The organism is Halalkalibacter okhensis (assembly GCF_000787375.1).
GTDB lineage: Bacteria > Bacillota > Bacilli > Bacillales > Bacillaceae_D > Halalkalibacter > Halalkalibacter okhensis.
Map to the genome: position 1 here is coordinate 103,644 of NZ_JRJU01000009.1, position 22,700 is coordinate 126,343.

A 22,700-nucleotide genomic window follows, 5' to 3' on the forward strand; every position below is an offset into this window, starting at 1 on the left:
TTTCCATTGTACGCCTTTATTTCGATAAACGAAATAGTAATTTTTTAAAAGAAAAAGAGTTTACAACCTTAATGGCAGTAAACTCCTTCTTCCATGACATTTCGTGAATACGTTTCGATCACTTCCCCATTTTCTGCTAGAAAATCGATGGGATGTTGATCTGCCCAATTCTCATTACTAGATACAACATTAATAAAAGTTTGTTGTTCTAGCTCGGCAATGTAGGATCCACCTTCATAATGAATTTGTACTCTCGCCACGTCTAGTGGATCTTGAATCATACCAAACGTTACATATGTGTTGGCATATCGATCATCATGCCAATTTCCACTTTGAACACGAAACGTTCGGATCTTTTGCTTTTCATCAACAATAGCTGTCCCACCAATCGTTAGCATAGCGGCCGGTAATCGTTTGTATCCGCCATCCATAGGAATGACTTTTTCCGCGACTAAATCATGTTGGTCAACTGTATATACAACGTAAATTTCTTCTTCATATTGTTCGGTTATTAATACGTCGATCTTTGCGTCTGACTGATACGGCTGTGAAATCGCTTCTTTGATCGTTGGATACACCGTTTCGTCCTGTTCGTATCCTCCCATTTCCACACTAAACATCAACGTTAAATAAAGAAAAACTAAACTTACCGCAAAAGCAGTTACTGCTTTTCTTAAATGCATAGACTTCATTAAAATCCATGCTGCATAAGCAAAAATAAATAACCCCAGAACAAACAAGCTGATTTCTATGATTGAGAAAGACAAGGAGATCACACCAAAACTGACTGTCTCCGTAAGAAAAAGTTGCATCAGTGGTGCAACGGATTCAGTTTGAAGGGTCTGTACCACTTCATGTGGGGGAGTTTGTTCCGTCATAAATGCTGAAACCCCAAACACCAACAACGCAATTATTGATTCAATTCGAAAGGACTTCGATACCTTTTCGTTACCCACTTCATTACGTAACCCTAGGAAAAAGTGATGTAAGCCAAAGACCAAGAGTGGCAAAAACAATAAATGTTTGATTAATAATAACTGACCATAAGTTAGTAACCAAGATTGAATGTACTCCGGAACGATAGCTGCCATGAGCATGAACCCTGAGACAACGATGGTAGCTACAGCTACTAACGCTACGATCGAAAACCATCGAGTAAACGATCGTATCTCTTTCCAATCAGAAGCAAACCACCCCACTACTGCAAGGGTACCTATCCATATTGAAACAGCAACCAGATGGAGTGTGTTTCCAATAAACCCAAACATCCCTGCTACTGCTGCACCATGACTAGACCAACTAGCTAAAACAATAAGAAATAAGACCAACAGAACCGATAACCATGACCCCTTCAAATTGGCAAGATTAACAAAAAGCACGGTGGCAATAATAGCTGAAAGGACAAAGGCTTGACCCGACGAATATAAAACAACCGTGCCAATTGCCTCAAAAAAAGGCACGGAAAATTGGGTATATAGAGTTAGGACAACTCGGATAACTGGAACAAGCAGCAGAACCGGGATGAGGACAAGTAAGCCCTTCAACAATTTCTTAGGTTCTATAAGGTTTGGTCGATATCGGTTTGGAAGGGCGTAAAGGAATAAGAAGCCCATTAAAAGAGCAAAGCAAATATAAAGCAACACATTAGCAATCGAATCAATCATTTACGAAACCTCTTGATTAATAATAGGAGAATCACAAGCACTCCGATCGCACCCGTCATAACGATGGGCAAAAGGAAACGTTCCATTGAGGGCTCCACAACGCTCTCGTCCGTTTCAGTCACATTCGGTTCATCTGCTTCGCCCGTAGTTGTTTCCTCCTCAACAATGGTCGATTCATCTATTTCAGGCTCTGTCGTTTCTTCAACTGCTTCTTCTACTTCATATTCTAAAATTTCAAAAGAGATACTCCCCTCTGTCTGATGTGTATCTTCCCCTAAAGCATTCCATTCCACTACGTACTCACCAGGCAACAGTGGCTCTACTAGAAAGATGGTTAAATCAGGACTTTCAACGTCAATATTTTCTATTTCAACCTCTTCACCATCTTCGTAATAAACCGTAGCTGTACTAACCCGTTCAATTCCTGCATTGAAGTGAAGAACAATCTGATCAACAGCCTCTTCTATGACATCCCCATCACCTGGTGTTGATTCCGTAACATAAGAATGGGCTGCTACATGTAAAGGAAACAAAAGTAGTACTATACACATAATGAATATCGATTTCACTTTTTTCATTTTTCTTTCTCCCTTTTCCTAGTATTCCTGTTTGTTTTACCTATTTTAGCAGATAAGCGCCGTTTCGAAAAGAGATGACAACCATGCTCCAGCAATCAGTCAAAAGGTTCATGAAAGTGACAAAAGAAATTAAAACAATCGCGGCAACATTATGAGAAAATAAACGGTGGAGAAAGGAAGGTTTTAATGAGAAAAAGTCTTGTCTTTATTGGGTATGTACTTGTTGCTGTATTGATGTATTTATATGGGGAGTCGCTTCTCCAATGGATACGTCAAGGCGGAACTGAATATATGCTTGTGACATCAATCCTTGCTACATTTTTTGCTCTGTTTCCGATCATTCCATATCCAATTATTGGAGGCGTTCTTGGTGCTGCTTATGGCCCAGTTGCTGGAAGCTTAGTAACTTGGATTGGATCTTCACTTGCTTCCATTCTTATGTTTGCATTTGTTCGATACGGGTACCAAGACTGGGGAAAGAAATGGCTTTATCGGTATGATCGATTGTCTAAAATTACCATCCTTTTTGAACGTAATGCATTTATGACGATTTTCTTAACTAGGCTCATCCCTGTTATCCCATCGATCGTCGTCAATATTTATTCTGCCTTAAGTAGAGTCTCATTTATTCGTTATAGCATTGCATCATCGTTAGGGAAAGTTCCATCTATGATTTTATTTGCAACAGTGGGAAATACTCTTGTCACAAACCCAAGTGATCTCCTGTATATCACTTTCTATTATGGATCCTTTTTATTAATCGTTTACGTTTTCTTTCGTTTATTTAATCGCTATACCCCTAAAAGCTAAAGACTAATAAATGAAAACAGGTGGCCAGTTTGAGCTTCTATCTAAGTGAAGTCCCAACTGGCCACCTGTTATGTATGAAGATATACAATTCTACTTTTCGTCCATCTAATGATCGAGAAAATAAATAACCCGATGCTTGCACCTAACGTATTTAAAATAACATCATCCACATTAGCAACCCTTTGAGTAAATAGAAACTGACTTACTTCAATCAATAAAGAAACTGAAAATCCAACCAGAATAATGGTTGCCAAACGTTGTGCTTTTATCCAAATAGCTGGTAGAAGAAAGCCCAATGGAATAAACAAAACGATATTACCAAGTAAAATCCGGATGGGATCTGCCAATTGAGGGCTAAAAACAGCAATTCGATATATACTGCGAAAAGGAATTACGTTATAGTTTCTACCTCCTGGTCCTGTTGGTCCTAAAGAGGCACCATAATTCCATGCAAATAACGTTACATAGAATAAGAGAATTAGGTAACAGAGAAATAACGAAGTGAAGATTAGCTTTTGATGTCTCATGTTTTTCACTCCCCTGGTGACATCTTTCCTACTCCATTATTTCGTTTATAGATCTATCTGACAAGCATTTTTCCTCGACAACTTTCTTCAGTATTTATTTACGAAATATTCACACATAAAAATAGAGCCCTCTAAACCCAAAAGTGACAAATAACTCTCTCCTATACCAAAGCTGCACAAATAAAGAGCCACTGAAAAGGCTAAAGTTGTAAATACCCTAGAGATTAGATATCTCTAGGGTATAGCAGTTATGAATTATCCTTTAGGAGGAACATAATTAGGTTGCTCGTTACTTTTTTGAGCCATCTTTTTTCCGTTATTCGCCTTCGATTTTACAGGTTGTGTCCCTAAATGGTCAGGTCGAAATTGAGCAAAATTTGACTTTGTGCTTTTCATAAGTAACCCCTCCCTATCAATAGGTTACCTCTAAAAAGCCAACTTATTCACAGCTCGACTTGATTGACAGAAGATCTTTTTCGCTCCCACTTTTCTTCTAAACGATCCAACGCTTCTTTATCTTTTAATAATTTCTCCTTGTTTTCTCGGACTAATTCTTCAAATGATAATTTTCTGACTCTTCTCATGACAAAACACTCCTTTACCTTTTTACCATTGTGGCTAAAAAGAAGTGTTTTTATACATTTAAGATTCTGTATTATTTGATTTTGGGCTTGTATAAATCTGTCCTGACTCATCAACTGTCATTAAAAAGATCTCTTTAGGGTTAGCAAATCCATGTTTATGAACTTGATCTCTTAACCAATCTAACGTACCAAATTTTTGAACATTGGCATCAATAATTCTTCCATCTTCAATTAATACCGAAGAATACCCTTTATTGGCGACATTCATTTGCATATCATTCGGAGTCACGCTCTCAAAATTTGACTTCTTAATCACACTAATTGATCCATTCATTTCCAATATGGCATAATCGACTTCGGTTAAGTCACTGGCATTATTTAATCGCAAATCCATAAGAAAGGCTTCAAGCGTTATCTTTGCTTTTCTTAATTCTTTGTGAAGGATCTTCCCATTTTTCATTAAGACAATGGGTTCGTCTTCAATAACCCTCCGAAACCGTGGAGCTTTTAGAGCAAAAATAGATAATGATAAATGTAAGCCGGCGATCATAGCAGCCGCACCAACTGGACCTGCTAGAGGAAGCTCTCCATCCGTTAATGGTTCACCCAAAATATCACCGATGACCACACCAAAAATAAAATCTAGTGCATCAATTGAACTCATCGAACGCTGCCCTAACACCTTTACGATAATAAAAATATAAAAGTACACAATCATGGCTCGAATCATATGTCCATAAACCGGTAATCCTTCAGCACCTTGCCAAAAATCAAACAATCTTTTCTCCTCCGTTCTTCCTCTCTTTTGTATCACTTTGAACGGTTGCCTCTAAAAAGATATGCCCATCCATGCCAATTACGATGTACACTAAAAAGCAAAGTACATTGATTAGACAACAGCCAGACGATTCTAGAGACAACCATTATTTCTTAGAGATTCGATTGCTTAAATTGTGGTTCTTCTTGTAAAACTTGTTGGTATCTTCCTTCAAGCAATGTAAGGATGTTTTTTTGCTGTTCTGCCAAATCTTCAAATAACTGTTTTGCTTTTTGATTTTCGGTTTCAAGCGAAAATTGAACTAAACTAGCTTGAACGCTTTGCGCGGAGGCAATAGCTTGTTGCATCTGCGTTTGAACTGTCATCGTCCCTTCCTCCTAGGAATGTTGATTTCGGTTCATTTTTTGTGCTTCTTGCTCTGCGTAAGTCTCATAGCCCGTTTCCGGGTGATTTTGTTTTCCATGCTTTTTAGCGTTATTGTTTCGTTGCGCATTAGCATTGCCCTTTTTCTGACGCCCCATTATTTCAGCCTCCTTTTCCTTAATTATCTGTTTTAGGATGTGCAAGTTTTTGTTCAAAATACAAAATAGTACGGTACATGAAATTTTAAATAAATTGAAAAAAAGCCCTTCTTCTACCTATAGGTAAAAGAAGGGCTTTTCGTTTTAATTAATTTGCAAGCTTGTTACGAAGAACCATTTGTAGGATCCCGCCGTGACGGTAGTAATCCAACTCCACTTCACTATCAAAGCGTACAAGAACTTCAAATTCAGTTTGCTTGCCATCTTTATCAGTTGCAACGACTTTAACCATTTCACGAGGTTTTACATCGTTTGTAATTTGAACGTCGAATGACTCTTCTCCAGTTAAACCTAAAGATTCAGCGCTATCGCCATCTTTAAATTGAAGTGGAAGTACACCCATAAGAACAAGGTTACTACGGTGGATACGCTCATAGCTCTCAGCGATAACTGTTTTAATACCAAGTAGGTTTGTACCTTTGGCTGCCCAGTCACGAGAACTTCCCATACCGTAATCTTTACCAGCTAAAATAGCTAAGCCAGTACCTTCTTCTTTATATTTCATAGCTGCATCATAGATAGATGTCACTTCACCTGTTGACCAGTAAGTGGTGTACCCACCTTCTGTACCTGGAGCAATTTGGTTACGAATACGGATGTTTGCAAATGTACCTCTCATCATAACTTCGTGGTTACCACGGCGTGAACCATAAGAGTTGAAATCTTTAGGCTCAACACCTTTAGAAATTAAGTACTTACCTGCAGGCGTATCCTTACCAATCGCACCAGCCGGAGAAATATGGTCTGTTGTTACTGTATCACCAAATTTACCGATGACACGTAGAGCTGATAATGGCTTAATATCTTCTGGATCTGGAGACAGATTTTCGAAGAACGTAGGATTTGCAATGTATGTTGAGTCAGCATCCCACTTATAAAGAGCATCATCAGTTGTTTCAATTTCATTCCAACGAGGGTTGCTACTAAATACATTCTCGTACTCACGACGGAACAATTCAGGAGTAACTGTTTCAGAAACCACTTTAGAAATTTCATCTGAAGTAGGCCAAATATCTGCAAAGAATACATCCTTACCATTTTTATCTTGACCAATTGGGTCATTTTGTAGATCAATATCCACTGTCCCCGCAAGAGAATACGCAACTACAAGCGGTGGAGAAGCAAGGTAATTTGCTTTCACTAATGGGTGAATTCGCCCTTCAAAGTTACGGTTACCTGATAGTACTGAAGTTACAGTTAAGTCGCTGTTAGAAATAGCTTCTTCAATCTCGTCCTCTAATGGACCAGAGTTACCAATACAAGTAGTACAGCCGTAACCAACTAAGTTGTAACCAAGTTTTTCTAAGTACGGAAGAAGACCTGAGTCAGTTAGATAACCAGTAACAACTTTTGAACCAGGTGCTAAAGAAGTTTTAACGAATTCAGGAACTTCAAGACCTAACTCAACAGCTTTCTTAGCAACTAGACCTGCTCCAACTAAAACGTATGGATTCGAAGTGTTTGTACAGCTTGTGATTGCAGCAATAGCGATTGAACCTGTTTCCATTACCGTTTTTCGGCCATCTTTAAAATTAACTGGAACTTTCTTGTCAAATTCTGCTTCTGTTTGACCTAAACCTTGAGTTCCTTGTGGTGCAACAACAGCATCACGGAAAGATTTTTGCATGTCTGAAAGACGAACTAAATCTTGTGGGCGTTTAGGACCAGATAGGTTTGCTTCTATTTCGCTAAGATCCACTTCAACTGTATCCGTATAAGTTGGATCAGGTGTTTCACCAGCTACATAGAACAATCCATTTGCTCTGCAATAAGCTTCTACAAGCTTAATTTGTTCTTCAGAACGACCAGTTAATCTCATGTAATTAAGTGCCTCAACATCAACTGGGAAGAAACCACAAGTTGCACCATATTCAGGTGCCATGTTTGAGATCGTCGCACGGTCAGCAAGTGGCATTTCTGCAAGTCCAGGACCGAAGAACTCAACAAATTTTCCAACTACTTTCTTTTCACGCAATACTTGCGTTACTTTTAATGCAACATCGGTAGCGGTTGTTCCACTAGGTAGAGAACCAGTTAACTTAACACCAATTACATCTGGTACAGGGAAATAAGACGGTTGTCCAAGCATTCCAGCTTCGGCTTCGATACCACCTACACCCCAACCAAGTACACCAATACCGTTGATCATGGTTGTGTGTGAGTCTGTACCAACTAGCGTATCAGGGAAAGCAATCGTTTCTCCATCTTGCTCTACAGCATGAACAACATTTGCAATGTGTTCCAGGTTTACTTGGTGAACGATACCTGTAGCTGGTGGAACTGCGCGATAGTTATCAAATGCTTTCTTTGCCCAACTGAGGAACTGATAACGCTCTTCATTACGTTGGAATTCTAAATTCATATTGAAATCTAATGAATCCATTGTTCCAGCTTTATCCACTTGTACTGAGTGGTCAATAACTAGGTCTACAGGAATTTCAGGATTAATTTGCTGTGGATCCCCACCAAGGTCAGCCATTGCTTTACGTAATGAAGCAAGGTCTACTACAGCAGGTACCCCTGTAAAGTCTTGAAGAATAACACGAGATGGTTTGAAAGGAACATCGATCTCTTTTAATTCACTTGTTCCCCATTTCGCTAAGTTTTCTACATGCTCTTCTTTAATTACATAACCATCGTATTGGCGAAGAACTGATTCTAGTAAAACCTTTACTGAATATGGTAGTTTCGATACATTGCCTAGACCAGCATCTTCTAGTGCTTTTAAAGAGTAATAATTAATTGTCTTACCATCCAAAGAAAAGGATGTTTTTGCTTTGAATACATCATTTTTCGTTGACATATGTATACCCTCCCTTTACAAGACTATCATACCGCAAACTGTCAAAATTGTCTAAATCAGACCGACTAGACTGTCTATTTTCCAAAAATAGAAAGCGCTTAAATGATTCGACAAAACAGTCCCTCTTTAGAATATCAAAACTTTTGTGAAGAATAAATGATTTTTTGAAATTATTTTGAAACTAAATTTCCAAATGTGGGAAACTCTTTGACGAATCTTCTTCTTACTCACATTGCATAAACTAAGACACAATCACAAATCCTACAATTCGGGAGGTGTTATCCGTGCAACAACCAAATGAGAAAGACAAGCGTGTTCTTGACTATAATGCAGCACACCAAGAAGAAACGGCGAATGAACCATTAACTGAAATGGAACGCCAGCATAACAAAAAAAAGAAAAAGCGCCAATAGAAAAAAAGAGGGATTCAATCGAAGAGGGCACGAATTTTATATCTATATTTGTGCCCTCCCATTCGAATTCCCCTCAATTATGCAACAGTATGAAGTTGTATTACTCACTCTTACGGTTTAAACGATTCTCTTTTCTTTTCGCAAGAAAATCAGCTTCATGAGCATTTATATTTCCAACTGCTTTTCGAGCTTTCTCTACTGCCTTCCGCCCCGCTTCAATTACTTGTTGCTTTTCGGAAAGTTGCATGTATTTCCCCCTTGAATAAGCTCAATTATAGAGTGTGAAAAACAACAAGGAATATTCGTATACATTAGCCGTTTCCAGTTATACTACACCAGAGGAGGGATAATCACGATGACCGAACGTAATACGTATAAAGACCAACGTAGAAATCAGCCAAAAACCTCTGGACAACCAGAACCGCTAAGCGGATCGAAAAAGGTAAAGAAAAGAAATCAAGTTAGTCAAACGAATGGTGAAGGCTAAGCTAACACACCACCGTTGCCTTGATTAGGGGGTTGACTCCTATCAAGGCTAAAAAACATCTTTCTAATCGCTTTGGCTTAACCTCTCTTTTCGAGCTTGTCTTCTTTTATTTCTTTGGTCAAATCGCTCTAGCGCCCCTTCATAATGCCACTTTTCCTCTTCTGTCTCAGGAATGACAGAAGGTACGTTTGTTGGTTTTCCTTCACTATCTAAAGCAACAAATGTTAAATAAGACGTCGCTGTTAATCGCTTTTCCCCCGTCAATAAATTTTCCGCCTCGACTTTTACATATACTTCCATCGACGTCTTTCGTGTATAGGTAATAAATCCTTCTAAGCATATCGCTTCTCCCGTTTTAATAGGAGAGATAAAGTCTAAGCTGTCACTAGAAGCCGTTACAACCATCGCTCGTGAATGCCTCATCGCAACAATACTTGCCACTTTATCTACATAAGCCATCACATTTCCCCCAAAAATCGTCCCGTGATAATTCGTATCTGGAGGTAATACTAAATCAGTCATTACCGTTTTTGATTCTGATGTGCGTTTTCCTTCCACGGTTCCCCTCACCTTTTCTATTCAAATTCTTTTAAACATCTATGTAAATCAGCGAATTCATGCTCTTCTATCGTACGAAAATCCAAAGCAATCTGATCATCGATGATTCGCGTGACAACAGCTGGCTCTTTTTGTCTTAATTGATTATGAAGCGACTGCGCCGTGTAATTGCTATTAGAGAGCAACAGTAATGATGTATCAAGAGTTACTTCAGGCATCGTACCTCCACCTACTTGAGACACATCATGCTTTATCTTTCTATGCCAAGAAGGAGATAAATCATGTAGAAATGTCTCAATCCGAGACTGGATCTCCTCTTTCGTCAATAGAACAGCTTTTAACGTAGGGATGGTTTCTCGAACCGTTTCTTCATTGGCGTATTCTTTAAGTGTTGCCTCTAAGGCCGCTAGCGTCATCTTATCCACTCGCAAGACACGTGCTAACTGATGTTTTTTCAGTCTATCTATCCACTTCTTTTTTCCTGCTATGATGCCCGCTTGTGGGCCCCCTAGAAGTTTATCTCCACTAAAGGTAACCAGATCGGCACCTTTCTTTAATGCCTCTGAAACGGTTGGCTCATCCCCTATTCCGTCTTTTCTCAAGTCGTATAGGGCACCACTTCCTAGATCCTCATATAGCAAGACATTATGCCTTTGTGCTAACGGTTGAAGTTCTGCAATGGAAACCTCTTTCGTAAATCCGATGATTTTAAAATTACTTGTATGTACTTTCATGATCATAGCCGTATCTTCTGTAAGGGCATTTTCATAATCATAAAAATGGGTTTTATTCGTAGTCCCAACCTCTATTAGCTCTGCTCCGCTTTCTTCCATAATTGATGAGACGCGAAATGAACCACCAATTTCCACTAATTCCCCACGGGAGACAATAACGTTTTTTCCATTAGCAAATGCCTTTAACACCAAATATACAGCGGCAGCGTTATTGTTCACGACCATTGCCGCTTCGGCTCCGGTCATTTCTTTTACTAGTTCTTCAATGAGTTCATGCCTTGAACCGCGTTTCCCTTCGCTTAAATTATACTCTAAGTTCGAATACGAATACGCTGTCTCCATTACTTGTTTGATCGCTCGGTCACTTAAGCGGGCTCGCCCTAAGTTTGTATGCAATACCGTTCCTGTCCCATTAATCACACGTCTTAATTTATACGTTGAGTGGTAACTAAGGCGTTCTATTAAACGCTGGAAAATGGTGTTGGATATTCTACTTGGATCATTTTCATCAGAACACTCCCCCGCTAGCAGTTCTTTTCTAACATGAGCTACCGCCTCTTGTAACCATTCCGTTAACTTCGCCTTAGATACATGACTAGTCTCAAGGAGTTGTACGAATCTCTGATCTTGTTGTAATTCATGAATTGCAGGTATTTGTCTTAACAATTGATGCATTTTGAACCACCCTTCTTCAAAAAAAGAGTGACTCATTCGTCACCCTCATTTCATCATCTTTTCTATTGTTTCAATTACTTCTTTTGGATCAGGGAATGTCCCCGTTTCCTTTTTTGAGTAAACCAGTTGGTCATTGACAGTTACTTCAAATACGCCACCGCCACTAGTAACTAACTTAACCTCTTTCAATTTCCCACGAAAATGATCGAGTAATTCATCCGTGAAACTCACGGCTTTTGGTGCGTAGTTTCACATCATACAAAATTCAATAGCTACAATATAATCCATTCCAGTCAAACTCCTTTACTTTGGATTCAACTATATTGTAGGATAATATGATGAATGATGCAAAAAAAATGTTCATAACACACACACTAATACGTGTTCCAAAGTAAGAATAGGAGGTGTCCAGAAGTGGACAATCAAGAACAAATTCGTTTAACTTCATTTTCTACAAAAGCTGGTTGAGGCTGTAAAATTGGTCCTGAAGACCTGGCGCAAGTTTTGCGTCACTTACCCAAACAGACACATGACCCTAATTTACTTGTAGGATTAGATACATCTGATGATGCAGGCGCATATCGCTTAACCGATGATTTAGCGATGATTCAAACAGTAGACTACTTCACCCCAGTTGTGGATGACGCCTATATGTTTGGTCAAATTGCTGCAGCTAATGCTTTAAGCGATGTTTACGCTATGGGTGGCAAGCCAACAACAGTCATGAACATTGTTGGTTTTCCCATTAAGAAGCTACCGCCTGAAACGTTAGCTGACATTTTACGCGGGGCCGCAGACAAAACAAAAGAAGCAGGAGCTATTATTGTTGGTGGTCACTCCATTGATGACCAAGAGCCAAAGTTCGGCTTATCCGTAACTGGACTAGCTCATCCTGATCGCATTTTCAAAAACGTCGGAGCAAAGCCTGGTGATTCTCTCGTATTAACGAAACCAATTGGCGTGGGTATCCTCACAACAGGCATCAAGCGTGAAGCTGTTACGAAAGAACAAGAAAAAGCCGTTACAGAAACGATGGCACTCTTAAATAAACAAGCTGCTGAGCAACTAGAAGGCTTGCACCCAAATGCCGTTACCGATGTAACCGGATTTGGACTTTTAGGCCACAGCTATGAAATGGCCAATGGAAGTAATGTCACGTTTGAACTGGAAATGAATCAAATTCCGATGCTTGATGGTACAAAGGAGCTTGCTGAAAAAGGAATGGTTCCAGGAGGCTCAAAAGCAAATGAGTGGTGGCTTGAAGGTTGTGTAGAATATTCATCAGATATAACCGACGTCGAAAGAAGCATATTATGTGACGCCATCACATCAGGTGGTTTGCTCGTAAGTTTGCCACATGATGAAGCAAAGCATTATGTCGAAGCTATGCATGCAGCAGGAGCTCATGCGTCCATTATAGGTGTCGTTACAAATAAGAATGACAAGCCTATTATTGTTAGGAAGTAACAATAATCCCTCCCGTTTTTCTAAAATAACGGAGTCCATTGAGAGGGAGAACATTAACTAACAAAGCCTTTGGAGGTGCAATTAGCATGCTAATTTGCACCTCCTTTTTTAGTACAAATTAATTTAGTAGTATGGGCCATATTATCAATAGTAATGCTATATTTCCTTAACACTAACCAGTTTAACTTATTACTTCTATTAAACTATTCAACCCGACCGTTAATTCTTCTAGAGACGCATAGGCATAAGAAAGACGAATGTGATGTAAGTCGCTTGTATCATATATATAACCAGGGTTGATAAGTACATTTTTCTTAAGCAAATTCAGAAAAAATGCCTTATTAACAATAGGTTCCTTGAATCGAAGCCATATGTAGAAACCTCCTTCAGACTTTTTCCACGTTGCGATGTGTTTAAATTGTTCTTCTAAAATGTTTTCTACAAATGTAGCTCTTAATTTCAATTGTTCGCGAAGTTGAAGAATGTGCGATTCATATAATCCAGATGACAGCCACTGTGCAACAATTTCTTGAGAAACAGCACTTGAACCATAATCTGTTTGCATTTTAATATCTGCTAACCGTTGGATAACTGACTGAGGAGCTACTACCCATCCTATACGTAATCCAGGACTCAGCGTCTTTGAGACACTGCCTACATACAATACTTGTCCCGATTGATCGAATGACTTTAGTGCAGGAGAAGATGATGGTTCAAATAACAGTTCATGATACACATCATCTTCAATAATCGGTATTTGTAGTTGCTTACACGTATGATATAGGGTTTGTCTTTCCCCTATCGTCCAATTACATCCTGTGGGATTTTGAAGCGTTGGCACACAGTAAAAAAGGGATTGTTTTTTTCTTTTAGCAATTCTTAATGTATCAGGTAAATTGCCATCACGCTGAACAGGTATCATACGCATTCCAGCAGATTGAAATGGATGGATTGAATTTAAATACGACGGGTTATCTTGAAAGATAATGGCCCCTTCTTCAAGTAATCCTATGGCAATCAATTGAAGCGCTTGAAGTGCGCCTGAAACAATTAAGATATTTTCTTGTGCTGTATCAATGCCCCTTTTCTTTAAATATTCACACAAAACACTTCGTAGTTTTTTACTTCCTTGTGGTTCAGAGTATCCTATTGCTCTAGATTCCAATGAAAGCGATTTCAATGAGCGCTCAATCTTTTTTGTTGGTAGTAGTTCAGGGGAAAGCTCACCTGTTCCAAGACGTATGATGTGATCTTTTTGCTCAAATTCATTAATCAGTTGAATCGTATGGTAGTTTGGTTTGTGAATACTAGCCTCAATATGCTGCTGCCAATTGGGCTGCGATTTATTTAAAAGGATATTCCATGAATTATTTGCTACAAATGTACCTGAACCTACTTTCGATTCAAGCAAACCATCTGCCTTTAATTCGTCAAGAGCAAGATTAATTGTGCTTCGATTCACTTCAAATTGTGCTGCTAGCTTACGCTGTGTCGGAAGCTTAGTACCAACTGTCCAATCCCCTCGCTCAATACGAGTTTTCATCCACTCTATGATTTGCACATGAATGGTAAGATGGGATTGCCTATCTGGCTTCCAATCCATAAAAGAACATCCTCTCTATAAATTGGTCGGATAAAAAACCATCCAATTGGTTGTTTTCTATTAGTTGTAACATAGTTACAGTATTTAGTGAAAGGGAGATGACAAAATGGATGCAATTATACATGGGATTATACTAGCAATTGGGCTCATTTTACCTTTAGGGGTACAAAACGTATTTGTATTTTCACAAGGCGCTACACAATCACGACTGCGTAATGCGCTTCCTGCAACAATTACGGCTGCGGTATGTGATACATTTTTGATACTTTTAGCTATCTTTGGGTTATCAATCATCGTCTTGCAATTCGAATGGCTGCGACTTAGCTTGATGGGTATAGGCATTTTGTTTTTACTTTATATGGGTTATTCTATTTGGCGCTCTGAACCTACAACTTCTATAACTAGTAAAGCGTTACCGATGAGTAAACAAATTCTCTTTGCCTTGTCTATATCCTTACTAAATCCACATGCCATTTTAGATATAGTGGGAGTTATTGGCACAAGTGCATTAAAGTACGTTGGCTCAGAACGAATTTACTTTACCGTTTCTTGTATTGTCGTATCTTGGATTTGGTTTTTTGGCTTATCGATAGCAGGTACAGTCATTAAGAAATTAGACGGCAAAGGAAAGTTAATGATTATTTTCAATAAAAGCTCCGCCCTATTTATCTGGGGGACTGCCATTTATCTCTTCATTGGTTTAATGTGATAAATCAATGAAAAATGAACACTAATAAATACAAACGATTTCTAAGGAAATCGTTTGTGTTGTTTTTTCTTCTTCGATTTATACTTAGAGTCAATTTCGTTAGTAAATTTATTCTGGCTGAATCATTATATCCACCAATAAGCAGTGAGTCATTCATTAGTATCGTTTTGACAATATAACAAATGAACTGAATACTGTAATGATTGTTAATGATGTTAACAAACTAACTGTCTGATAACCATTTAAGTCAATAATTTGAAATTGAAAAAGCGCCATAAGAATAAGCATATAACCCATAATAAAGATATAACTAAAAAACATTCCTCTTTCTCGTATTTTCTTTGAGCGTTCATCATTTTCTTTAAATTGCGGGTATAGGTAAGCTAGGCAGAAAGCCATAACTGCTGAGCTTACGTAAACAAGTTCATATCCTGCAAAGAAAGCTCCAGTTGAAATACTCGCAAAAACCATTAACAAACTATAAAACAAGAACATAAAACCAGCTACTAAGAAAAACCTTCTTCCTGCTTTACTACTCCATTTCAAAACAATCCCCCCTATTAGATACATGTAACGTTGTTGCACTACTCTTCTTCTAAAAGAAAAACGTTTTCTACAATCGTGTTAAAACAACGAGCAATTTGAATAGCGAGTGGTAATGAAGGGTTGTAGCGCCCCTTCTCAATTGAAATAATTGTCTGCCGAGACACACCTAACATTTCTGCCATTCGTTCCTGAGAAATTCCATTGTCCTGCCTTAACTGCTTCATTCGATTTTTCATTTATAAACATTCCTCTCTATTAACTATCATAACGTAAAGGGAACTTTACTGTAAAGGGTACTTTACATACCCATAACAAAAAAGCAATCCCTGCTTCTTTAAGGATCACTTTCGTCATTTCAAAAGGCCAAGCTATTTAAATAATGGGTTGTTTTGTTAGTGAAATATGCTAATGACAATAAAAATAACATAATAATTGGCATACATTTTAAACCATATTTGAAAGCGCAAACAGCAAACAAAAAACACTCAGAATTAATCTAACGGGTTTACTTGTGAGGTGCAAAATCATAAATCGCACCACAATTCACAAAGTAATTCGCACGATTTTCACAACTGATTTCACAGTAAAAATCACACTTAAAAAGGCTTAGAGGATTTTATCTCTGAGCCTTATTTTTTATAATTGATTCCTCAACTAACGCCTTCGTTAGTTAAAGAAGTTATCTTCTGATAATATTAATCCTAAGAAACCCCAATCTCATATATAGAATTATTCCGTTGATAATAAGTGATTATATACTTCAAAGGCAATTTCCTCTCCAATCGTTTCTCCTAATCCCAACAGGATTTTAACTAATTGCCACATTGAATGTTTTTGAGTAGTAGCAATAATAATACCCATTTTCTTTTCTTTTTTCATTCCAATATAGGTGTTAAATCCGACTGTACCACCAGTGTGCCAATGAATGTAATCTTGTGTTTGTTTATCTTTGGAAATCATCCATCCCAATCCCATAAGTGTATTATTATCAACTCTAATATTATTTTGTATTTTATGTGTTTGGTTAAAAACTTCTTGTAAAGGATTATCTGTTAATCCTAAATTTCCTTCTAAGAAAGTCAACATATCATTTAATGTGCTTTTTAATCCACCAGCTCCTGGTAGAGCAGGAATAGAAAATGGGGGTATTTCTTTCTTCTTCATATACGACTTAATTACTCTTCGCTGGTTATTATCACTTATATTAATAAATGTGCTATGCAAACCTAAAGGTTTACAAATCCGAGCATTTATTGCCTCTTCATATTCTGTACCAAGAACACTTGCTAGTAAATTTCCTAAAACCCCTACACCGACATTCGAATACTTCCATTTGTTTTTATACTTCTTTAACTGAAAATTTGACAAAAATTCGTCTAAATCCTTTGGTTGATAAGTTGCAAACGGATTCATTTTATCAAGCACTTTAATATTTGAAGCATCTCTCGGCAAATTCGATTGATGGGTAATTAAATCTCGTAAAGTTGTTTCTTCTCTATTATTTGAAAATGCTTGGATATAACTTGGCTGATATTTTAATACGGAGTCATCTAATTGAACTATATTATCTCTTATCATTGTCTGTAAAAATACAGCAGTAAAAACTTTAGAAATAGAACCAATTTCGAAAATTCTGTCTTCAACAGGTATACTAGATTTATCTTCTATGCCTACTGAATATATCTGTCTCCCGTTTTGATTAACAATACCAATTAGGATACTTGAATCGTTACTTATAATTTTATTAGACACTAAAATATTCTTAATTCTTGTTTCCATATTTTCTCCTTACATATAAAAATATAAAAATCCTCTGGTAGAAGAACAAAAGTTAAACATTTTTTACCATGAATATAATTTATCCTTCTTACAATAACCTGCCCTTTAGTTTAAGTGTAACTTTTACAATCTCTGTATTATCTTTATTTTCATTTTAACATAAAAATCCAAATACCTTTGTTTCTCACTGCAATTCACATATTAAATCGCAAGAAATTCGCAAGACGGAAATATTTATTTCTATATCTGTGAAAACCGGTGTGTTTTACTATGAGAAACTTAAACAAAGGAGCGATAAATCCTTATATAGCAATAAAAATATCACAGTGAATTCTACTGTGAATATCACTGCGATATTGTTTGCGAATGGCTTGTTTGCACCTCTGAAGTAAACCCGTTAGAATCAATCTGAGCGTTTTTTATGGTATTAATTAATTTTTCTTGTTCAAGGCTAAGGGCAGGTTAGCTTAATAAGATTAGTTAAAAATATGGTTCAAATAATCTCCATGTCCTCTTATAAGTTCAACCTCATTGGCAGTTGAAATCCAAAAGAAATGAAAGGTTAGTCCTTCTTCTTCTCCACCACCTGTTGGTTTGTAGTCCCATTCATCTGCAACATTTGATACAGTTATTTTATAAAAAAATCTGTTATGTATTGCACCGTCATCATTCTCCCATAAATCTTCAGCAAGTAGATGTTCAACATGAAAATTTCTTAATCCAGTTTCTTCTTCAATTTCTCTTATTACTGTATATTCTGTGTCTTCTTCAGGCTGCACAGTCCCCTTTGGTATTTGAATACCTGCTTCAGTAATTGGATGTTGAAATACTAATACCTGTGTTTTACCTTCTTTTATTCTTGTTACATAACCATAGGCTTTTTTAATGGGTATCATTTGTTATCTCTCCTCCCAATAACAAAAATCCTCAACCTTCTTACATAAACCTGCCCAATAGTGAAAGAAGCGTTTCTGCTTGTTCCAGAAAAGTCCCCGTTAATGAAACAAAGATAAATTATCCAACCTGCTCCTTTATCTTCTGAATAACTTCTTTATAAAAAGAAGTATGATGTGGTACGAATTTATCCCTGCGTACACTTTTTTTTATTATTTGTTTACTTCCAACACCATTTATTTCGAATCCACATATTTCAATTTCATCTATTTCACCAAACCAAAGTTTAGCAAAGTCATTAAATTTTACTTTGACTATCCCTGAAACCTCTTCCGCTTGAAGTGTGAAGTTATCAAAGCTATTTTCACTTTTATGTAAAAACACGTTTGCTAATTCTTTATCAATAAAGCCTTCTTGCACAACACAATAATCGATCACACCTAACTTTATTAACTCGTTAAAAGTTACATCTATCCCAATTTCTTCTTTTATTTCTCTTACTCCATCCTCAACTGTTTCATCAGCTAATAGATGTCCAGCAGCAGTTATATCTAATAGGTTAGGATAGTCTTTTTTATTTTTGCTACGAAGCTGTAAATAGATATAGTCTATTCCCTGTTCATTACTGATTAACCAACAATGAAACGCTTCATGCCAATGTCCAATCCTATGTACATCACCACGAGTAGCTATCCCTATTAAGTTCTTATTATCATCAAAAATCTTTAATTTTTCTTGCTCTCCCATAAATCTTCCCCCTAAGTCACCTATTCTCTTTTTCTGGTTCTTTCACTATTTACTGCCCAATAGTGAAAAAAGCTCTTCTGCTTGTTCCAGAAAAGCCCCTCGTTAGTTGAAGAGCTAACTGTATATTATATAAATATTGCTCAATATTTTTAAAAACATCACATTAAACTATTCTTTAATTTTATTTGAATCCATTATTGAGCCTATTACTATTCCAATAAGCATTCCTAACCCAGGTCCAAAAGCCCAAATTAGTGGAAATTCAAAAAACATTCCAACAATAGATGAAAATAAAGCGCCTCCAAGCAATCCGAAGGCAACTCCAAAACCCACAAATGAGTTCCTATCATTATTATCTTGTTCTTTATTAGTATTATTTTTGTCAGTCATATTTAACCGCCTCCCCCTGCTCCTTTTACTCCACACTTTTCTACAACTGCGCAAAAGATTTGTTCAACAACACTCTTCAATTAAACTGCTCCGATACTTCAACAATAGAAAGGCGATAACCTATATTAAGCTATCGCCCCCATTAGTGGAAGTAGATAAAAGAAACAACTTAATCCTAAATTCTAATTTACTCCCACAAACAGACTTGCAATTTATTATTATCTAAATCATAAAAATCAAAAAATTTGTTATCCCCATCATCTTTTATTTCTGTTACTTCTATGCCTTTTCCTTGAAGCTTATTATGATTGTTTTCAATATCCTTTGTGTAAAGAATAGGGTAAGCTTGATTTTCTTTAGAAGACATACTTCCTTCTTCGATAGTTAATGGAACCTCACTATTTCCAACGGTTAAAACTCGATAACCTTCACCCCAAAAGGCTATTTTAAAACCCAACTCTTGATACCAGCTACTTGATTGTTCTACATTGCTAACTGTTAAACAAATAGTGTCAATTCTTTCAAACATATAAACAACTCTCCCTTTTTATGATGTTGTTGGGAAAATTCACTCACTTAATGGTAATAATTTAGCCTTTATCAACAATCCTCCCCGTTAGCGACAACCTATTCCACTAAAGCCCCTCGGTAGCTGAAGAACAAACTATAAAGAACGAGGACTGTCGGGAAGAGTATTGACAAGAATTATATAGATAAGTAAATTAACGGGTAAAAATAATACAAAAATTAGTCTTATGAAAAAAGAAGATATACCAAAAAACTCAGCTATTCCTCCACACACACCAGATATTGATTTATCTATTGATGACTTTCTTAATTTTCTATGTTTCAGATGTATTTCCCCCTCACCTTCATTTCACCATAATAACCTATACTTCTTATTGAAGTATCCTGTTCCTATAGTTGAAGAAGCGTCAGCCCTGTTGTGCTAACGCCACCCGTTCGTTACAAATATCGTCTCCTCTTCGGCTAACTAAACACCAAACTGCTTTAAATGATGGTTAAGGTGCTTATATATTCCTTTTCCCCATTGCTCGGAAGTAAGTCTACCGAAAAAAGGATGTGGATGAGTTGTACACTTATGAGGACCATTCTTTTGGAATGTTATAATTTTTTGTTTTAGGTTTTCCTTTTCTGTTTCAAATTCTTTTTCATCTACAATCAAAATAGTAGGAATCGTGGACATGTTTTGAGCTAATGGCTTATCGTTATAAAAAATAGGTTTCACAAACTTCCCGATTAATACCCCTAACCTTAAGTGAAGACATTCACAATATTTATATTTGAGCACTATCTGATACCTAAAAATGGACTGCTTATCGCAGCCCATTTATACAAGTTTTAATTACTTGTTATTAGGTGTTCTATTTTAGTTCGAACACTGTTTAATACTTCTGTGTTCACTTTGCCAAATCTTTTTCTGATAATTCCTTTTGAAAGTGTATAAACTTTGTCTGCTCTCACTGCCGATGTAACTTTAAGAGCACCTTCGTCTAAATCTTTTTGTTTTATCACGACTGAATAATCAAGGTTTTTTAATTGTGATGTAATAGCAACAACAAGAATATCATCATTCATCTGATTATAATCATCATTTGAAATAATGAGAACAGGGCGTTGTTTTCTATTTGACAAGTCACTAAATGGTACTGGAATTAAAACAATGTCACCTTGTTTATGCATCATTCCAAACCTTATCATCTATATCATTATCCCAAAAATCAATGCTACTTTTGCTCGCTTTTGTTAAATCTTCTGATAAACTTTTCTCTTTTTTTGTCTTTAAATATTCAGCAAAGTCTAATATTTTATCGACTTCTTGCTCTGGAATTTCATCAATAATTTTTAGTAATCTTTCCTTAGCAGTATTCATGATGTTCATCACCTCTTCCATGAATATTTTATCTAATTATACCATTATCAAACACTTCAAACCATTGGTGTAAGTAAAGCCCCCTTTACTTGAATTAGACAGTTAAAATGGATGATTTCGTAATAAAATCGTGAATAATACAAGAATTGTAATTGCCTGAACCACAATTGGTGCCTTATGGGTTTCTGGTTTACCCTTAATAATTCTTACCGTCCAAAGAATTAATAAAATAATAAGCGGTAACCAAAGAATGATTTGTAGCATTGAATTCCTCCTGACATAGTTACTGCTTAATTACTTACAGAATAGCCTTCTTGTTTCTTAACCTGCCCAATAGTTGAAGAAGCGGCAGCTCTTGTTCCGCTATCGCTCCCCGGTAGTTGAATACTAATTCATAAGAGACAAAATCTTTTCTTTTGTCCTATTTCCACTCGTAAAAATTGTATAAGTTTCTTTTTTTGTTTTTATTACTACTCTGTCAGTATTTCCATACGGAAAACCAATCCTTATCGACGCTTTTTCTTCTCCGCTATATGTATCATCACTTAACACTTCAATAATTTCCAATATTGGAATTTCGATTTTATTTAATATCCATCTTATTTGTAAGTTTCCATTTTTTTCTGAAACTTTAACTTCCATTTGTATCACTCCTTTATATTTGTATACGGGTAAAATTGCTTTTGAGTTTCAATATTTAATTTTATAAAATTAACCTGCTCCTATAGTTGCAGTACGATAGCCTTTTTCAGCTATCGCAACCCGTTCGTTAAGTGTAATTCTTCACAAACTATTAAGAATATAGCTTTAATAACTCTTGTATTGGTTAATGGTGGAGGTTACTCAACTCAACAAAATATTCTAATTGCCATTTCTGTGTTTCGGTAGCCTGTTTGCTCGTGGGTTTTTCCCATCTAGGGTATACTCTAATTGCCATTTTTCCTTTTGTAGTTGCTGTTTTAATAATATTTTGTTTTACAAGAACTTCTTTTGGAAAAACGAATTGTCCAAAATTATTTTTATTAGTAAGGGTATTCCAATAAGTCAGTAGCCTTTTCATATGAAAAGGCTTGGTTTTTTTGACACCTATCTTTTTCCCAAAAAGCAACAAACTGTCCTAGCTTAGTAGGTGTTTTCTTTGCGACTCTAAATCTAACCGATTTCGAGTTTAGCTGAAATATACCCGACCCGTAATCTGAGTTTTGAACTTCTTCTCGGATAGCTCTTATAATGAAGTGATTTGGCTCATATTAATTTTTATTTACATATGTTAGCGCCTCATAAAACTCATTCACTGTTTATACCTCCCCCCTATATTTATACTATTAGCTTAATAGATCTCAAATTAAAATTATCCCACTTTCAACATAATGCCACTAAATTTAATTGATTGAGCTATCCTGCCCTTTACTTCAATAAGAAGAAACGAATACCCCTTGTTAAGCACTCGCCCCCGTTAATTTAAGTGTAATGTTTCAC

At 36.7% G+C, this 22,700-nt stretch carries 30 protein-coding genes and 3 pseudogenes; 5 read left to right on the top strand and 28 right to left on the bottom strand.

What is annotated here, in order from left to right; all coding sequences use genetic code 11:
• Positions 1 to 68: 68 nt before the first annotated feature.
• Positions 69 to 1,664, bottom strand: coding sequence for a CopD family protein (locus tag LQ50_RS08845; protein ID WP_034628285.1), 1,596 nt, complete (start codon positions 1,662 to 1,664; stop codon positions 69 to 71).
• Positions 1,661 to 2,242: a copper resistance CopC family protein gene (locus tag LQ50_RS08850; RefSeq protein ID WP_034628288.1), complete on the bottom strand. Its 582-nt coding sequence runs from the start codon at positions 2,240 to 2,242 to the stop codon at positions 1,661 to 1,663. Before LQ50_RS08850 ends, LQ50_RS08845 begins: the two co-directional genes overlap by 4 nt.
• Before the next feature lie 186 nt (positions 2,243 to 2,428).
• On the opposite strand from LQ50_RS08850, the gene LQ50_RS08855 reads away from it, so the two are divergent.
• A complete protein-coding gene (locus LQ50_RS08855) occupies positions 2,429 to 3,052 on the top strand; it encodes a TVP38/TMEM64 family protein (RefSeq protein WP_034628290.1) in 624 nt (207 codons plus the stop codon).
• Between the two features lie 68 nt (positions 3,053 to 3,120).
• On the opposite strand, the gene LQ50_RS08860 is transcribed toward LQ50_RS08855, so the two are convergent.
• The 7 genes from LQ50_RS08860 to acnA form a co-directional block, all read right to left on the bottom strand.
• Positions 3,121 to 3,579 carry a VanZ family protein gene (locus LQ50_RS08860; protein ID WP_034628291.1) on the bottom strand — a complete coding sequence of 153 codons (459 nt, stop codon included), beginning with the start codon at positions 3,577 to 3,579 and terminating at the stop codon, positions 3,121 to 3,123.
• 255 nt (positions 3,580 to 3,834) lie between these two features.
• Positions 3,835 to 3,975, bottom strand: a complete 141-nt coding sequence (locus tag LQ50_RS08865; RefSeq protein WP_034628293.1) for an acid-soluble spore protein N — start codon at positions 3,973 to 3,975, stop codon at positions 3,835 to 3,837.
• A 47-nt stretch (positions 3,976 to 4,022) separates the two neighbouring features.
• The gene (locus LQ50_RS24900) at positions 4,023 to 4,163 is read right to left on the bottom strand and encodes an FbpB family small basic protein (RefSeq protein ID WP_084138685.1); all 141 of its coding nucleotides are present in this window, start codon (positions 4,161 to 4,163) and stop codon (positions 4,023 to 4,025) included.
• 58 nt (positions 4,164 to 4,221) lie between these two features.
• On the bottom strand, positions 4,222 to 4,941 hold the full coding sequence (locus LQ50_RS08870; protein WP_034628295.1) for a DUF421 domain-containing protein: 720 nt from the start codon (positions 4,939 to 4,941) through the stop codon (positions 4,222 to 4,224).
• A gap of 152 nt (positions 4,942 to 5,093) precedes the next feature.
• Positions 5,094 to 5,306 carry a DUF1657 domain-containing protein gene (locus tag LQ50_RS08875; RefSeq protein WP_034628296.1) on the bottom strand — a complete coding sequence of 71 codons (213 nt, stop codon included), beginning with the start codon at positions 5,304 to 5,306 and terminating at the stop codon, positions 5,094 to 5,096.
• 12 nt (positions 5,307 to 5,318) lie between these two features.
• Complete coding sequence (gene ypzF / locus LQ50_RS25740; protein WP_202595367.1) at positions 5,319 to 5,462, bottom strand: protein YpzF; 144 nt, start codon at positions 5,460 to 5,462, stop codon at positions 5,319 to 5,321.
• 148 nt (positions 5,463 to 5,610) lie between these two features.
• On the bottom strand, positions 5,611 to 8,325 hold the full coding sequence (acnA, locus tag LQ50_RS08880; RefSeq protein ID WP_034628297.1) for an aconitate hydratase AcnA: 2,715 nt from the start codon (positions 8,323 to 8,325) through the stop codon (positions 5,611 to 5,613).
• Positions 8,326 to 8,609: 284 nt separating this feature from the next.
• On the opposite strand from acnA, the gene sspO reads away from it, so the two are divergent.
• Positions 8,610 to 8,738 (top strand): small acid-soluble spore protein SspO, encoded by a 129-nt coding sequence (gene sspO, locus LQ50_RS26250; protein WP_070808127.1) that lies wholly within the window; start codon positions 8,610 to 8,612, stop codon positions 8,736 to 8,738.
• 100 nt (positions 8,739 to 8,838) lie between these two features.
• Here the strand turns inward: sspO and LQ50_RS25405 are convergent, their stop codons facing one another.
• On the bottom strand, positions 8,839 to 8,985 hold the full coding sequence (locus LQ50_RS25405; RefSeq protein WP_161784673.1) for a hypothetical protein: 147 nt from the start codon (positions 8,983 to 8,985) through the stop codon (positions 8,839 to 8,841).
• A 108-nt stretch (positions 8,986 to 9,093) separates the two neighbouring features.
• Here LQ50_RS25405 and LQ50_RS08885 point away from each other — a divergent pair, with 108 nt between their 5' ends.
• Complete coding sequence (locus LQ50_RS08885) at positions 9,094 to 9,225, top strand: small acid-soluble spore protein P (protein WP_034628300.1); 132 nt, start codon at positions 9,094 to 9,096, stop codon at positions 9,223 to 9,225.
• Positions 9,226 to 9,288: 63 nt separating this feature from the next.
• Here LQ50_RS08885 and LQ50_RS08890 read toward each other — a convergent pair whose 3' ends face one another.
• The 3 genes and pseudogenes from LQ50_RS08890 to LQ50_RS08900 all read right to left on the bottom strand — a co-directional run.
• On the bottom strand, positions 9,289 to 9,747 hold the full coding sequence (locus tag LQ50_RS08890; RefSeq protein ID WP_052144668.1) for an acyl-CoA thioesterase: 459 nt from the start codon (positions 9,745 to 9,747) through the stop codon (positions 9,289 to 9,291).
• 53 nt (positions 9,748 to 9,800) lie between these two features.
• Complete coding sequence (selA, locus tag LQ50_RS08895) at positions 9,801 to 11,228, bottom strand: L-seryl-tRNA(Sec) selenium transferase (protein ID WP_308417918.1); 1,428 nt, start codon at positions 11,226 to 11,228, stop codon at positions 9,801 to 9,803.
• Positions 11,229 to 11,237: 9 nt separating this feature from the next.
• A pseudogene (locus tag LQ50_RS08900) lies at positions 11,238 to 11,429 on the bottom strand (Rdx family protein); the annotation flags it as partial.
• Between the two features lie 177 nt (positions 11,430 to 11,606).
• Between LQ50_RS08900 and selD the strand changes: the two are divergent.
• On the top strand, positions 11,607 to 12,659 hold the full coding sequence (selD, locus tag LQ50_RS08905; RefSeq protein ID WP_084138687.1) for a selenide, water dikinase SelD: 1,053 nt from the start codon (positions 11,607 to 11,609) through the stop codon (positions 12,657 to 12,659).
• 181 nt (positions 12,660 to 12,840) lie between these two features.
• On the opposite strand, the gene LQ50_RS08910 is transcribed toward selD, so the two are convergent.
• Positions 12,841 to 14,262 (bottom strand): aminotransferase-like domain-containing protein, encoded by a 1,422-nt coding sequence (locus LQ50_RS08910; protein WP_034628305.1) that lies wholly within the window; start codon positions 14,260 to 14,262, stop codon positions 12,841 to 12,843.
• Between the two features lie 106 nt (positions 14,263 to 14,368).
• On the opposite strand from LQ50_RS08910, the gene LQ50_RS08915 reads away from it, so the two are divergent.
• Complete coding sequence (locus LQ50_RS08915) at positions 14,369 to 14,971, top strand: LysE/ArgO family amino acid transporter (protein WP_034628307.1); 603 nt, start codon at positions 14,369 to 14,371, stop codon at positions 14,969 to 14,971.
• A gap of 156 nt (positions 14,972 to 15,127) precedes the next feature.
• Here the strand turns inward: LQ50_RS08915 and LQ50_RS08920 are convergent, their stop codons facing one another.
• The 14 genes and pseudogenes from LQ50_RS08920 to LQ50_RS08975 form a co-directional block, all read right to left on the bottom strand.
• On the bottom strand, positions 15,128 to 15,517 hold the full coding sequence (locus tag LQ50_RS08920) for a hypothetical protein (protein WP_034628309.1): 390 nt from the start codon (positions 15,515 to 15,517) through the stop codon (positions 15,128 to 15,130).
• 38 nt (positions 15,518 to 15,555) lie between these two features.
• On the bottom strand, positions 15,556 to 15,753 hold the full coding sequence (locus tag LQ50_RS08925) for a helix-turn-helix transcriptional regulator (RefSeq protein WP_034628310.1): 198 nt from the start codon (positions 15,751 to 15,753) through the stop codon (positions 15,556 to 15,558).
• A 493-nt stretch (positions 15,754 to 16,246) separates the two neighbouring features.
• Entirely contained in the window at positions 16,247 to 17,296 is a 1,050-nt protein-coding gene (locus LQ50_RS08930) for a serine hydrolase domain-containing protein (protein ID WP_034628313.1), read from the bottom strand.
• Positions 17,297 to 17,772: 476 nt separating this feature from the next.
• Positions 17,773 to 18,192 carry an NUDIX hydrolase gene (locus LQ50_RS08935; RefSeq protein WP_034628315.1) on the bottom strand — a complete coding sequence of 140 codons (420 nt, stop codon included), beginning with the start codon at positions 18,190 to 18,192 and terminating at the stop codon, positions 17,773 to 17,775.
• A gap of 118 nt (positions 18,193 to 18,310) precedes the next feature.
• A complete protein-coding gene (locus tag LQ50_RS08940; RefSeq protein WP_034628318.1) occupies positions 18,311 to 18,937 on the bottom strand; it encodes an NUDIX hydrolase in 627 nt (208 codons plus the stop codon).
• A gap of 168 nt (positions 18,938 to 19,105) precedes the next feature.
• Positions 19,106 to 19,327 carry a hypothetical protein gene (locus LQ50_RS08945; RefSeq protein ID WP_034628319.1) on the bottom strand — a complete coding sequence of 74 codons (222 nt, stop codon included), beginning with the start codon at positions 19,325 to 19,327 and terminating at the stop codon, positions 19,106 to 19,108.
• Positions 19,328 to 19,514: 187 nt separating this feature from the next.
• Positions 19,515 to 19,856, bottom strand: a complete 342-nt coding sequence (locus LQ50_RS08950) for a VOC family protein (protein WP_034628321.1) — start codon at positions 19,854 to 19,856, stop codon at positions 19,515 to 19,517.
• Positions 19,857 to 19,991: 135 nt separating this feature from the next.
• A complete protein-coding gene (locus LQ50_RS24905) occupies positions 19,992 to 20,186 on the bottom strand; it encodes a PspC domain-containing protein (RefSeq protein ID WP_308417919.1) in 195 nt (64 codons plus the stop codon).
• Between the two features lie 135 nt (positions 20,187 to 20,321).
• A pseudogene (locus LQ50_RS08955) lies at positions 20,322 to 20,600 on the bottom strand (DUF1569 domain-containing protein); the annotation flags it as partial.
• Positions 20,601 to 20,689: 89 nt separating this feature from the next.
• On the bottom strand, positions 20,690 to 21,034 hold the full coding sequence (locus LQ50_RS08960; protein WP_237563680.1) for a type II toxin-antitoxin system PemK/MazF family toxin: 345 nt from the start codon (positions 21,032 to 21,034) through the stop codon (positions 20,690 to 20,692).
• Positions 21,024 to 21,221 carry a DUF2281 domain-containing protein gene (locus LQ50_RS08965; protein ID WP_034628324.1) on the bottom strand — a complete coding sequence of 66 codons (198 nt, stop codon included), beginning with the start codon at positions 21,219 to 21,221 and terminating at the stop codon, positions 21,024 to 21,026. Before LQ50_RS08965 ends, LQ50_RS08960 begins: the two co-directional genes overlap by 11 nt.
• A gap of 102 nt (positions 21,222 to 21,323) precedes the next feature.
• The gene (locus LQ50_RS25410) at positions 21,324 to 21,485 is read right to left on the bottom strand and encodes a hypothetical protein (protein WP_161784674.1); all 162 of its coding nucleotides are present in this window, start codon (positions 21,483 to 21,485) and stop codon (positions 21,324 to 21,326) included.
• Positions 21,486 to 21,608: 123 nt separating this feature from the next.
• The gene (locus LQ50_RS08970) at positions 21,609 to 21,863 is read right to left on the bottom strand and encodes a SunI/YnzG family protein (RefSeq protein WP_034628325.1); all 255 of its coding nucleotides are present in this window, start codon (positions 21,861 to 21,863) and stop codon (positions 21,609 to 21,611) included.
• A 184-nt stretch (positions 21,864 to 22,047) separates the two neighbouring features.
• A pseudogene (locus LQ50_RS08975) lies at positions 22,048 to 22,453 on the bottom strand (MepB family protein).
• Positions 22,454 to 22,700: the final 247 nt, after the last annotated feature.